Annotated in this window: 12 protein-coding genes and 1 pseudogene; 11 read left to right on the top strand and 2 right to left on the bottom strand. The window is 64.9% G+C overall.

Features of this window, described 5'->3' with window-relative positions:
- Nucleotides 1–27: 27 nt before the first annotated feature.
- A complete protein-coding gene (ykgO, locus tag W823_RS47930; RefSeq protein WP_023960188.1) occupies nt 28–150 on the top strand; it encodes a type B 50S ribosomal protein L36 in 123 nt (40 codons plus the stop codon).
- A gap of 14 nt (nt 151–164) precedes the next feature.
- Here the strand turns inward: ykgO and ligD are convergent, their stop codons facing one another.
- Complete coding sequence (ligD, locus tag W823_RS47925; protein ID WP_023960186.1) at nt 165–1,124, bottom strand: non-homologous end-joining DNA ligase; 960 nt, start codon at nt 1,122–1,124, stop codon at nt 165–167.
- A 96-nt stretch (nt 1,125–1,220) separates the two neighbouring features.
- Between ligD and W823_RS47920 the strand changes: the two genes are divergently transcribed.
- Nucleotides 1,221–2,021, top strand: coding sequence for a HugZ family protein (locus W823_RS47920; RefSeq protein ID WP_023960184.1), 801 nt, complete (start codon nt 1,221–1,223; stop codon nt 2,019–2,021).
- On the opposite strand, the gene W823_RS47915 is transcribed toward W823_RS47920, so the two are convergent.
- Entirely contained in the window at nt 2,018–2,596 is a 579-nt protein-coding gene (locus tag W823_RS47915) for an SDR family NAD(P)-dependent oxidoreductase (protein ID WP_023960182.1), read from the bottom strand. The genes W823_RS47920 and W823_RS47915 overlap by 4 nt on opposite strands.
- Nucleotides 2,597–2,605: 9 nt before the next feature.
- Between W823_RS47915 and W823_RS47910 the strand changes: the two genes are divergently transcribed.
- From W823_RS47910 to panD, 9 genes and pseudogenes are all read left to right on the top strand, one after another.
- Complete coding sequence (locus W823_RS47910; RefSeq protein ID WP_152538108.1) at nt 2,606–3,586, top strand: histidine kinase dimerization/phospho-acceptor domain-containing protein; 981 nt, start codon at nt 2,606–2,608, stop codon at nt 3,584–3,586.
- 82 nt (nt 3,587–3,668) lie between these two features.
- Nucleotides 3,669–5,468, top strand: a complete 1,800-nt coding sequence (locus tag W823_RS47905) for an ABC transporter ATP-binding protein (protein WP_023960178.1) — start codon at nt 3,669–3,671, stop codon at nt 5,466–5,468.
- Nucleotides 5,465–7,279, top strand: coding sequence for an ABC transporter ATP-binding protein (locus W823_RS47900; protein WP_023960176.1), 1,815 nt, complete (start codon nt 5,465–5,467; stop codon nt 7,277–7,279). Before W823_RS47905 ends, W823_RS47900 begins: the two co-directional genes overlap by 4 nt.
- Nucleotides 7,280–7,466: 187 nt before the next feature.
- On the top strand, nt 7,467–7,772 hold the full coding sequence (locus W823_RS47895; protein WP_031332754.1) for a phosphopantetheine-binding protein: 306 nt from the start codon (nt 7,467–7,469) through the stop codon (nt 7,770–7,772).
- Nucleotides 7,773–7,780: 8 nt separating this feature from the next.
- Nucleotides 7,781–8,653 carry a sugar phosphate isomerase/epimerase gene (locus W823_RS47890; protein ID WP_235189602.1) on the top strand — a complete coding sequence of 291 codons (873 nt, stop codon included), beginning with the start codon at nt 7,781–7,783 and terminating at the stop codon, nt 8,651–8,653.
- Nucleotides 8,650–10,276, top strand: a pseudogene (locus W823_RS47885) ((2,3-dihydroxybenzoyl)adenylate synthase). The gene W823_RS47890 and the pseudogene W823_RS47885 overlap by 4 nt, the downstream one beginning before the upstream one ends.
- 114 nt (nt 10,277–10,390) lie before the next feature.
- Entirely contained in the window at nt 10,391–11,734 is a 1,344-nt protein-coding gene (locus W823_RS47880) for a lysine N(6)-hydroxylase/L-ornithine N(5)-oxygenase family protein (protein WP_023960170.1), read from the top strand.
- The gene (locus tag W823_RS47875) at nt 11,715–11,990 is read left to right on the top strand and encodes an MbtH family protein (RefSeq protein ID WP_023960168.1); all 276 of its coding nucleotides are present in this window, start codon (nt 11,715–11,717) and stop codon (nt 11,988–11,990) included. The genes W823_RS47880 and W823_RS47875 overlap by 20 nt, the downstream gene beginning before the upstream one ends.
- Nucleotides 11,991–12,026: 36 nt before the next feature.
- Nucleotides 12,027–12,434 (top strand): aspartate 1-decarboxylase, encoded by a 408-nt coding sequence (gene panD / locus W823_RS47870; protein WP_023960166.1) that lies wholly within the window; start codon nt 12,027–12,029, stop codon nt 12,432–12,434.
- Nucleotides 12,435–12,471 lie beyond the last annotated feature (37 nt).

The raw sequence follows: 12,471 nt of genomic DNA, 5'->3' as shown, positions 1-12,471 counted from the left end.
CCTGCCGCGCATGGACATTGGAGCACCGTGAAGGTCCGTGCATCACTCAAGTCGTTGAAGAACCAGCCCGGCTCGCAGGTCGTGCGCCGTCGCGGCAAAATCTATGTGATCAACAAGGGGAACCCGCGGTTCAAGGCTCGGCAGGGGTAGCCGACGAAGGGAATTCAGTGGTCGCCTGGCCAGTCGACGTCGGCGGGTGACTTGTCGTCACGCAATCCTTTCCAGCTGGGATGTCGGAGTTTGCCGGTGAACTCGCGGTACTCGACATCTCCGACGTATTTCGGCGTCACCCAGTGAGCGTCTTTTGCGATGGCCCGAGGGGGAGTCTGAGCGAACGGCGGAGTCGACGTCTCGATCTCGCTGAGCATCTCGAGTAGTTCCCGCCGCATCGCAGAAGAGAATCCGGTACCCACGTGGCCGATGTAGACGAGTTCGCCATCTGCGTTGTGAGCGCCCAGGAGCAGCGAGCCGATTCCGCCCGAAGCGGCGCCAGAACCTGGAACCCACCCGCCGACAACCACTTCGGTGTTGCTGCGCAGCGGGGTCTTGATCCAGGCGGGTGACCTGCGGCCTGGTCTGTACACCGAATCGATCTTCTTGGCCACCACGCCCTCCAGGCCGTTCTGCCGGGCGATGTCGAGCATCGTCTCACCGTCGACCTCGGTCCAGATGGGTGGAACGCGAACCCGTTTCGATTCCAGCCCGAGGTCGTCGAGTAGTCGGCGCCGCGTGAGGTAGGGCAGGCCCGCGACGTCGTCGCCGTCGAGCTCGAGGATGTCGAACACGTAGAAGGTCGTGGGTACGTCCTTGCGGAGCTGTGTGCTGGGTCTGAGTACGTGCATACGTTGCTGAAGGCGCGCGAACGACGGCCGGCCTTTGTCGTCGAGCGCCACGATCTCGCCGTCGAGTACAACTGTGTGGCCGGCCACTGCTTCGGGCAGAGCGTCGATGAGTTCGGGAAAACTGCCGGAGATGTCGTTGGCATTGCGACTGACGAGCCTCGCCGAGGCCGAGTCGACAACCGCGATTGCCCTCTGCCCGTCCCACTTCATCTCGTACGCCCAGCCGGAACCAGCGGGCGGCGTGCCGAGGGTGGCAAGCATCGGAAGCGGTGCGTCTGTCATACCGTTCGAGTCTGCCGTGAGGCGAGGGATGGCACCAGCCCGCATCCAGCGGGAAAGGTTGACCCGGTCAGGGTCCGGTCGAGTAGCGTTCGGCGTATGGCTCTCGATCACGGTGACCCCGGCGACGCTCCTTCTGTGCCACCTCCACTGGCAGACATCGCCGACACCACGCGGCCGTCTGCGGCAGAGGAAGCGCGAACGCTTGTCGCGTCGACGAACATCGGCACGCTCGCCAGCCTCACCGCAGAGGGCGACCCGTGGGCCTCGTTCATCACCTACGGTCTGCTCGACGGGTCGCCGGTTCTGTGCGTCTCGCACATGGCCGAACACGGACGCAATCTCGCGGGCAATCCCCGGGCCAGCATCGCCGTGGTCACGCCCAACGCCGAGGCGGACCCGTTGGCCAGCGCCCGCATCACGCTGGCCGGTCATGTGGAGAAGCCGAGCGAGGCCGAGTACGCGGCAGCCCGCCAAGCGCACCTGGACGGAGTGCCCGCTGCGAAGTACTACGTCGACTACAGCGATTTCTCCCTCTGGGTGTTGCGCGTCGAGCGCGTGCGGTGGGTAGGCGGGTACGGCCGCATGGACTCGGCATCCGCCGAGGCCTATGCCGCAGCGTCACCCGACCCGGTGATCCCCAACGCGGCCGGCGCGATCGAACACCTCAACAACGACCACCGCGACTCCCTGCTCGCCATGGCCCAGACACTCGGTGGTTTCCCCGACACCACCGAGGTGACCTGTACCGGCGCCGACCGCTACGGACTCGATCTGCGCGTCACCACGCCGCGAGGCGTGGCCTACACCCGCGCGGGGTACGCATCGCCGATCAACTCGATCGACGAATTTCGTTCGGCCACGGTGGAACTCGCACGCCGCGCACGTGCTGCTCTCTAGCCGGCGAGCTGGGGATAGAGCGTCTCGATGCCTGCCGACAGGCCGGCCTTGACGCTCGCGCTGATCTCGTCGGCGATCACCTCGTAATCGCCTGCCGCGAGCCCGTCGTAGGCGAGCCGGACGATGTCGGCGGGATCGTTCTTCTCTGCGTCGACGGCGGCGGTCATCGGGGTGTCCGTGTAACCGAGGTGCAGCCCCATCACGTGCGTTCCCTGCGGTGCGAGCTCGATCCGAAACGAGTTGGTCGCCGACCAGAACGCGGCCTTGGACGCGCTGTAGTCCGCGGCGAGTCCGATCCAGCTCAGTACCGAGTGCACGTCGAGGAATGCTCCTCCGCCGTTCGCGGCCAGAACCGGCGCGAATGTTCGCACCACCTGGATGGCGCCGAAGAAGTTGACCTCGAAGGTTGCGCGGATGGTCTCGATCGATGTGGTGCTCAGGTTGTCGCCGCCCAGGATTCCGGCGTTGTTGATCACGATCGTGGTGTCGCTCGCGAGTTCGGCGGCAGCTCGGATGGACCGTCGTCGGTGACGTCGAGTGCAAAGGTTCAGTTCCCTCTTACCTTCGTGGACCACACTGGGATCGTGATCGTCAGTCCGTTGCGTCGCCTCGCGCGTCGAACCGCCGTGCGTCGTCGCGGCGCCGGGCGCGCGCCGCGACGTTCGTTGCGCTGGCAGATAACCGTGCTGGCAGGGGCGGTTGTGGCGGTGGCCGCCGCGGTGATGGCCCTGGCCGCTTACCTGGTGGTCAGCGACGGGCTGAACGAACGTGTCGACGACAACCTGAAGTCGCGGGCTCTGTCGGTGACGACCTGGGTGAACCAGGGGATCGAGATCGAGGACCAGGCATCACTGGAGATGGTCGCGCAGACGATCCGGTACGGCGACAACGGCATCTACTTCGGACTCGTGCTGCAGAACGGGCTGACCGTTCGCACCGGCCCCATTCCGATCGGGCCCGGTCAACGCGATGTGATCGAGGGCAAGCGGGAATCGTCGCTGTCGAATGTCGACGGTCATCGCGTTCTCGCCCAGAGGCTCACCGATGGGGTCACGCTGGTCCTCTCCAAAGACCTGACCTCCACGCATGCAGTGCTGACCCGGCTCGCCTGGGTGTTCGGCATCATCGGCGGGTGCGGTGCCATCCTGGCCGGGGTGGCGGGTACAACGGTCGCGCAGGCAGGCCTTCGCCCGGTCGACCGATTGATACGAGCATCTGAACGAGTTGCCCGAACCGATGATCTCCGCCCGATCCAGGTGGCCGGGAACGATGAACTGGCCTGCCTCGCCTCCACGTTCAACACGATGCTGGCCGCTTTGTCGGATTCGCGTGATCGGCAGTCGCAGCTGATCGCCGACGCCGGCCACGAGCTCCGGACCCCGCTCACCTCGTTGCGGACAAACCTCGAGTTGCTGATCGCCGCGAGCAAGCCCGGTGCGTCGGCGATGTCCGAAGAAGACATGGCAGAACTGCGGTCGGATGTGATCGATCAGATCGAGGAGTTCTCTGCGCTGGTCGCCGACCTGGTGGACGTGGCACGGCCGCCGTCGATGGGGCGTTCCTAAGGTGATCGCGGCTACTTAGGGCATCCTAAGATCTTCAACCGGGGAGTCGCTCGGCCGCCCGAAGATAGGATAGCCTAATCACGTGTTGAACTCTGGGCGGTCCGATCGGCTCACGATCGACACCGGCTCGCGGCTCCCGGTGTTCTTCGTGCCGCCCGCAGAGCCGGTGCGCAGCAAGCAGATCCGAGTCGATGCCGACACCACACCCAAAACGTTGGTCATCCGCACCATCTTCGGAGCCGGGAAGTACACGCTGCCGGGCATGATCCTGATGGTCGGGCACTTCGTCGGTGAAGCGCTGGTACCGGTGGTCATGGGATTGGCGATCGACCGCGCGGTGTCCACCGGCGATGTCGGGTCGCTCATCGCCTGGGTTGTCGCACTGGCCGCCGTATTCCTCGTGCTGTCGCACACCTGGCGGTTCGGTGAGCGTCTGACGATGTACGCGCACGGTCTGGTGGAGCACCAGTTCCGGATGCGGGTCACCGATCGTCTTCTCGACCCTCGGGGGATGGCCGGCCCGGCACGACTGCCGGGCGTCTCCCTCAACATCGCCACCTCCGACGTGATGCGATTGTCGAGCGCTGTGTTCATCGCCGTCTTCCCCATCGGGGAACTCGCCGCGGTCATCGTGGCGGGCGCCGTCCTGCTGTTCATCTCCTGGCCGCTCGGGCTGGCGATCCTTCTCGGGGCGCCGACCCTCCTGTGGATTCTCGACCTGGCGGGTGGACCGCTCCGGGCGCGGACCGAGCACGAACAAGAACTCGCCGGCGACGCAGCGGGCACGGCCGCAGATCTGGTCGCCGGATTGCGGATCGTCAAGGGACTGGGTGCCGAACCCGAGGCCGGCCGGCGATACCGGATGGCCAGCAGTCGTGCGCGCGTCGGTGCAATCCGCGCTGCCGGATCGCAGGGCACCTACATCGGCGTGATGCAGATGGTCTCCGCGTTGTTTGTTGTGGGAGTGGGGATCGCGGCGGGCCTGATGGCAGTCGAAGGGCAGATCAGCTTCGGCGAATTGATCACGGTAGTCGGACTCACCCAATTCGTGATGGGGCCGCTGAACGCATTGGGTACCAACTTCGGCGCTCTCTGGAACAGTGCGGTTCCCTGTGCTAAACGGGTGCTGTCGGTGTTGCAGGCCGAATCGGCGATCGAGTCCGGGTCCGTCCGGAACGCCGAAGGTCCGTTGTTTTTCGACGATATGACGGCCGGGCCGGTCGCCGGATTGACCCTCGAACTGCCCCCGGCGGGACTGGTCGCGATTGTCTGCGCCCCTGAGGAAACCGAAGCACTCGTCGCCGTTCTCGCACGCAAGAAGGCACCCGAGTCCGGCGTCGTGAGGCTCGGTGATGTGGACCTGTTCGACCTCGGCCACGACGTCGTACATCAGCTGGTGCGAGCAGTGCCGCACTCTGCGGATCTGTTCGAGGGTTCGGTGCTCGACAACATCGAGGCCGGTGTGGACGACGATGTCGCTGACCGTGATTCCCGCGTCACCCGCGCGATCTTCGCGGCCGCCTGCGACGACGTCGTCGAGGTGTTGCCCGCGGGCCTCGACACGCCGGTGGGCGAGGCCGGCCGCATGCTCTCGGGCGGGCAGCGCCAACGTGTGGGTCTGGCCCGCGCGTTGGCCGCGGAGTCGAAGGTACTGATCCTCAACGACCCCACCACAGCAGTGGATTCGGTCACCGAGGCCACAGTCGCGCGGCGGCTCCATCTCACCCGTGAGGGTCTGAGCACGGTGGTGTTCACCAACTCGCCGGCGTTCCTCGAAGCGGCCGAACACGTGGTGATCATCTCCGGTGGGTCACTGGTCTACCAGGGCGATCTGGCCGGCGCGGGCCTGCTGCCCGCCGGATCGACCGAGGCCGGCCGATGAGCGCCAAAACCGGGGATGCCACACCAGAGGTCTCGACGGAGAAACTCGCGATTGCGAACTTTCGCACCACGATGGGCTACCTGGGCGTCGAGGTGCGTAAACAGATCTGGCCCCTCGTGCTGCTCGCCGGAATCATGACGGCTGCAGCAGCACTGGGGCTCGTCACGCCGAGAGCCCTCGGGGAGATCGTCGACATCGCCGACGAAGGTGGCGCCACCGGCGAGATATGGCGCCTGGCCGGGGTCATGGCCGCTTCGGCGGTGGGTGCCGCGGTGCTCGCCGGACTCGGAGTCCGTCTGTCCGCGAAGATTTTCGAGACGATTCTGGCGCATCTGCGAGAGACCATGCTGGCCGCCTCGCTGCGGCTGCCGCTTGCGCGCGTGGAGGCCGCCGGCAGTGGTGACCTGGTGTCGAGGGCCACCGACGATGTCAGCACCGTGAGCCAGGCCATCGGATCGGTGGTACCCGCCCTTCTCACAGCCACTTTCACCATAGCCGTGACGTTTGTCGGCCTGGCGCTGCTGGATTGGCGTTTCCTGCTGGTTCTCGTGGTGGTCATGCCGGTCTATGTGAACGGTGTGCGGATGTTCTTGAAGAAGGCACCGGCGATGTTTGCCGCGGAGCGGGCTGCCACCGCCGAGCGGGCCCATCACGTACTCGGCTCGATCCGCGGGTTGGACACCGTGCACGCATTCGAGTTGTCGCAGTCGCTGAACGGCCGGATCGAGCGTCATTCCTGGTCGGTGGTCCGCTGGTTCATGCGTGCGATCGTGCTGCAGAACCGACTCGGTGCCCGCATCAACCTGGGCGAGTTCGTCGGCATGACAACCATTTTGATCATCGGGTTCGTGCTGGTCGGGTCGGACTCGCTCACCGTCGGCGCAGTGACCGCAGCCATGCTCTATTTCCTGTTGTTGTTCGACCCGATCGGTCGGGTCATGTTGCTGGTGAACGACCTGCAGTCCGGCGCAGCCGCTCTCGGTCGCATCGTGGGCGTGATCGAGGAGGCGGACCGCGCGGCGACCACCACGACGGCCGTCGACACCCGGCCGGGCCGGCCTGCGCCGGGGGCACCGCTGGTCGAGATCCGCAACGTCAGTTATTCGTATTCGCCGGAGCACGAGGTGCTGCACGACATATCGCTGTCGATCGCAGCGGGAGAACACATCGCCGTGGTGGGGTCATCGGGCGCCGGGAAGACAACACTGGCCACCATCGTCGCCGGTATCCACGTGCCGTCCGAAGGATGTGTGCTGTTGGGCGGCAGGGACATCACGTCCATCGACCGCACCGAACTGGCGCGTTCGACAGCGCTGGTCACCCAGGAGGTGCACGTCTTCAGCGGAACGCTGGCCTCGGACCTTCGAATCGCCGCGCCGGACGCCGACGATGATCAGCTCTGGGCCGCACTGGATCTCGTCGATGCAGGTCCGTGGGTACGTGCGCTGCCCGATGGCATCGAGACGGTTGTCGGCGAACAGGGGCACCACCTCACACCGATGCAGTCGCAACAACTGGCCCTGGCCCGGATAGTTCTGCTCGATCCCGAGATGGCGATACTCGACGAGGCGACCGCCGACGCCGGCAGCGCAGGTGCGGGTGTCCTCGAGGCCTCGGCGGAAGCGGCCCTGCGTGGACGCTCGGCACTCATTGTGGCGCATCGCCTCAGCCAGGCGGCTCGCGCCGACCGCATCGTCTTCATGGAACGCGGACGGATCGTCGAAGTGGGCACACACGCCGAACTCGTCTCGCTCGGAGGTCGTTACGGCAACCTCTGGCGGGCATGGTCACGGGGCCGCACGCAGGGCTGAGCTTGGCCCACCTCACATTTCGCACGCTTCCATAACTCGCCAGATAAGTATAGGCTTAGTTGTAAGCGCGGCGGTACGATGTGTCGCCCCATCGTCGGAGTCGATTGCGACTTCTCGCGCCTGACATGGCGGCAATGCCGTTGTCCCGGTGGCGTTTCGCCCCGACATCGCGAGTGAGGAGCTGCAGTTGAGTCAGCAAGATGTGTCCACGAGTTTGTCGGAGGAGCAGATCGTTGCCGACATCGCGGGAGCTCTCGGCATGGCTCCCGCCGAGGTCACGCACGACCTGGATCTCCTTGACGCCGGTCTTGATTCGATCCGGCTGATGTCGTTGGTGGAGAAGTGGCGCAGCGCGGGCTCGGCCCACGTCGACTTTCCCGTTCTCGCCTCCGACCCGGTGGTCGGCACGTGGATCGAGGTCCTGCTGTCGGATCTCGTGTCGGCGGAAGCCGAGACGAGTGCTGACGACGCCGGCCAGGGCGTTGTTTCATGAAGACGTGCATGGCAACGGTGTCTCTCGGCGGCGGCCTGGAGGAGAAGATCGATGCGATTGCCGCCGCCGGGTTCGACGGTATCGAGTTGCTGGATGCCGACCTTCGAGAGTCGGCGATGTCCCCGGGCGAATGTGCACGCCGCTGTGCGGACCTCGGATTGACCATCGACCTGTATCAGCCGTTCCGACGAGCCGAAGGCGTGTCCCACGACGAGTTCGGTGCTGTGCAAGCTCGTTTTCGACGCGAGCTGGAGGTGATGGGCGAGATCGGTGCCGACTCCATACTCGTGGTCTCCAACACCGACGATGACGCCGACAGCAGCCGTGACATGTCGGTGGCTCAGCTGTCGGCGCTGGGCGACGTGGCCGCCGAGCACGGCGTGACGGTGATGTTCGAAGCTCTGGCGTGGGGTACCCATATCAGCCGGGTCGCAGATGCGTGGGAAGTGCTGCAGCGCGCCGATCATCCGAACCTGACCCTGGTGGTCGACACGTTCCACCTGATCGCTCGCGGCGAGGACATCACCATCTTGTCCGAACTCCCAGCCGGTTCGGTGGGATTTCTCCAACTGGCCGATGCGCCTTTGCTTTCCATGGACCTCATGCAATGGAGCCGTGGGCATCGCTGTTTCCCCGGCGAGGGGCAGATGGATCTCCTCGCCCCGATCGGCACCGTTCTGGCATCGGGGTATGACGGACCCCTCTCGCTCGAGATCTTCAATCCTGGCTATCGCGAACGCGATACGCACGATGTGGCCAGGGCCGGGGCGATGGCGCTCGGCGAGTTCATCGATGAGCTGGGAACACAGGCGAACATCCCGCCCTCGACGTGGACAGGCGATGGTGTGCAACGTCTTTCGGCACAGGTGGGTTCGCTGTGAGCGGGCTGCGACCGCTGGAACTGGACGGGGTCGTACCGTATCCTGCCGACTTTGCCGACCGGTACCGCAATGAGGGTTACTGGACCGACCAGACGCTGTCCGAGATGTTGTTCGAGACGATCGAACGGTCGCCCGATCAGATCGCGATCATCGCCGGAGACACCCGGATGACCTATCGCGCGCTCGGGGAGCGGACGCTGGCGTTCACGGCGGGCTTCGAAGCTCTCGGTGTCGGTCGTGGCGACCGTGTGGTGGTGCACCTGCCGAACGTGCCCGACTACCTGCCGATCCTATTCTCTCTGTTCGAGCTGGGGGCGGTTCCTGTCCTTGCCCTTGCCGCGCTGCGCAGGCATGAGATCGAGTACTTCGTGGGGTTCACCGATGCGGTCGCCTATGTCACCGTCGAATCCCACGCCGGCAACGACTTCGGGTCACTGGCGAGGGAGCTGAGACAGTCGTCGGCGGGCCGGCTCCACACCGTCGTCTTGTCCGAGGACGGCGCGGGTGATGATGTGGAGCAATTGCTTTCGCGCGGACTGTCGGTGCACCGACGCAGGTCTCTGCCGTCGGACGTCGCCTTCTTGCAATTGTCGGGCGGTACCACCGGTCAGCCCAAGGTGATTCCCCACACCCACGAGGACTACCTGGCCTCCGTCCGGGCCAGTGCGGACATCGGCGGGATCACCGATGGCACCGTCCAACTGGTGGTCCTGCCGATGTGCCACAGCTTTGCGATGCGTTCGCCGGGGTTCCTCGGGGTGCTCTACAAAGGCGGCACCGTGGTGCCCGCCCCGAACGGAAGTCCCGACGTCACGTTCCCTCTGATCGAGCAACACGGGGTGACGGACGTGTCGGTGGTCCCACCGCTCGCGCTTGTGTGGCTCAATTCGTCGCTCAAACACCGGTATGACCTGCGCACTCTGAAGGTCCTACGGGTGGGTGGGGCCAAGTTCAGTGCAGAGGCCGCCCGCCGGGTGCGTTCGGAGCTCGGTGCGACCGTGCAGCAGAGCTTCGGGATGGCCGAAGGGCTCACCACCTTCACCGGGCTCGACGAGGACGAAGAGACGATCACCACCCGGCAAGGCCGCCCGACGCTGGAGGCCGATGAGGTGCTGGTGGTGGACGACGAGGGACATGAGGTGCCGCTAGGCACCTCCGGCCATCTGCTGACGCGCGGACCGTCGACCATCCGCGGTTACTACCGCGCGCCCGAGCACAACGCCGCCAACTTCACCGCCGACGGGTTCTATCGAACGGGCGACATAGTCCGCGCGGACGAGCGCGGCTACCTCACGGTGGTGGGGCGGTCCAAGGACCAGATCAACCGGGGCGGAGAGAAGATCGCCCCCGAGGAGGTCGAAAAACGTCCTTCTGACATCGGAATCGGTTCACGATGTGTCGGTGGTCGGAGTGCCCGACGAGCTGCTCGGGGAGCGCACCAAAGCGTTTGTCATCCCACGGGAGGGAAGCGACAGGTCGGCGCTGTCGCTCGCGGCCATCAGGAGATTCCTCACCGACAAAGGTCTTGCCGCGTACAAGATCCCGGACGTCGTGGAACTGGTCGACGAGTTCGAACGGACCGCGGTGGGCAAGGTCAGCAAACGCCACCAACGTGCACGCTGACTTCACCTTGTACTTAAGTTAGCCTATACTTACCCGAGTGAGATGTGAGGTCGTGATCCCAATGATCGTTCGAGTTGTCGGTTCCGCTGGGAGCCCGGCAGGAGGAGTCGCTTCATGACCACCGATGAGAGTGCTCCGTTCGACGTGGTGGGCGTCGGTTTCGGACCGGCGAACCTCGCGCTGGCGATCGCGATCGAGGAGTACAACGACCGGGCCCGTCCGGCAGACCGCCTGACGGCGAAGTTCGTGGAGAAACAGCAGCGGTTCGGCTGGCACCGGGGCATGTTGATCCCCGGCACCACCATGCAGATCTCCTTCCTCAAAGACCTTGCCACCCAACGTGACGTCTGCAGTCCCTACTCATTCCTGAAGTACCTGTCCGAGCGTGGCAGACTGACGGACTTCATCAACCAGCAGAGCTTCTTTCCCACCCGGCTCGAGTTCCACGACTACCTCGAGTGGGCGGCCGCCAAGGTGTCGCTGCCCATCGCCTACGGGACCGAGGTCAGCTCGGTGAACTGGACCGGCGACGTGTTCGAGGTCCAGGTGCCGGGTTCGGCCCCGGTGCGCGGGCACAACGTGGTTCTCGCCGGCGGCCTGCGTTCCAAGGTGCCCGCGGGTGTCACGCAGAGCGCGCGTGTGTTCCACAACCACCGCTTACTCGAGCACCTCCGGGAACTGCCGCGCATGCGCCACCAGAGGCTGATCGTGGTGGGCGCCGGACAGAGTGCTGCAGAGGTGGCCGCCTATCTGCACGAGACGTATCCGGAATCCGAGATCCATGCGGTCTTCGGCAAATACGGGTACACACCTGCCGACGACAGTCCCTACGCCAACCGGATCTTCGATCCGGACGCTGTTGTCGACTTCCATCAGTCGTCCGACGAACTCCGCGCGCAACTGCTCAGCTATCACCGTGGAACAAACTATTCGGCAGTGGATCCACCGCTGATCGAGGAGTTGTACCGCCGCGAATACGGCGAGCGGGTGTCAGGGCGCCGGAGGTTGTTCGTACGTGGTGCGTCGGAGATCAGCTCACTGGTCGAGACGGATGACGGAGTATCCGTGCAGATCCGCCATCGACCGTCCCAGGGTGTCGACGAGTTCAGCTGCGACGCAGTCATCTTCGCGACAGGTTTCGAACCGGTCAGTCTCGCCGAGCTGCTCGGCCCGCTGGCAGCGGCCTGCGATGTGGACGACCAGGGTCGCCCCGTCGTGGACCGTCAATACCGGGTGACCACCAGCGGACGCATCAAGGGCGGGATCTACCTGCAAGGCAACACCGAGCACACCCACGGCCTCACGTCGACCCTCTTGTCGAACCTGGCAGTGCGTTCGGGAGAGCTGGTGGACTCGATTGTCGCCTCGGTCAGGCGAACCGAGGCGGAGGCCACCGTCCACATCACTTCTGAATCGAGCGAGCAGAGAGAAGGCGACTTTGTCTACCAACCCCTTTGATGATGACGAGGGCACGTTCTATGTGCTCGTGAACGATGAAGAACAGTACTCACTGTGGCCGACGTTCGCGGAGGTGCCGCAGGGCTGGCGGATCGTCCACGGAGCGAACGGTCACGCCGGCCGGCAGGAATGCCTCGACTACGTCGACGAGCATTGGAAGGACATGCGGCCGAAGAGCCTGCGTGACGCCATGGATGCGGACGCCACGGATTTGGGCGCCACGGATTCGCGGGCACGCCACAGCGTTTCTCACTGAACAACTCACAGCTTCTGACGAACCGAGGACAGAAACATGCTCCGCACTCTGGTGAACGGTAAGATCCACCGTGCCACAGTCACTCAGGCCGACCTGCATTACGTCGGCTCCATCACGGTCGACGAGACGTTGATGAAGGCCGCCGATCTCGTGGAAGGCGAAAAGGTTCAGGTCGTCGACGTCACGAACGGCGCGAGACTGGAGACCTACGTGATCACCGGCGCCGCCGGTTCAGGGGTCATCTGCATCAACGGGGCAGCGGCTCATCTGGTGAACCCGGGTGACCTGGTGATCATCATGTCGTTCCTGCAACTCGACGAGGCCGAGGTCATCGTGCACGAACCCAAGGTCGTCCACGTCGACTCGGACAACGCGATCGTGGCTCTGGGAAATGATCCAGCGCAACCGGTTCCGGGTGCGACCGATCAACTGTCGAGCCGTTAGACACGATCGACGACCGTCTCGCATCGGCGAGCGCAAG

Source organism: Williamsia sp. D3 (genome assembly GCF_000506245.1).
Classification (GTDB): Bacteria; Actinomycetota; Actinomycetes; order Mycobacteriales; family Mycobacteriaceae; genus Williamsia; species Williamsia muralis.
This window is presented reverse-complemented; position numbering and strand designations above follow the sequence as displayed.

Excerpts from the sequence above, each read along its gene's own strand:
- W823_RS47920 (WP_023960184.1), top strand. The coding sequence starts at position 1,221 with ATGGCTCTCGATCACGGTGACCCCGGCGACGCTCCTTCTGTGCCACCT.
- W823_RS47890 (WP_235189602.1), top strand. The coding sequence starts at position 7,781 with ATGGCAACGGTGTCTCTCGGCGGCGGCCTGGAGGAGAAGATCGATGCG.
- W823_RS47900 (WP_023960176.1), top strand. The coding sequence starts at position 5,465 with ATGAGCGCCAAAACCGGGGATGCCACACCAGAGGTCTCGACGGAGAAA.
- ligD (WP_023960186.1), bottom strand. The coding sequence starts at position 1,124 with ATGACAGACGCACCGCTTCCGATGCTTGCCACCCTCGGCACGCCGCCC.
- panD (WP_023960166.1), top strand. The coding sequence starts at position 12,027 with ATGCTCCGCACTCTGGTGAACGGTAAGATCCACCGTGCCACAGTCACT.
- W823_RS47880 (WP_023960170.1), top strand. The coding sequence starts at position 10,391 with ATGACCACCGATGAGAGTGCTCCGTTCGACGTGGTGGGCGTCGGTTTC.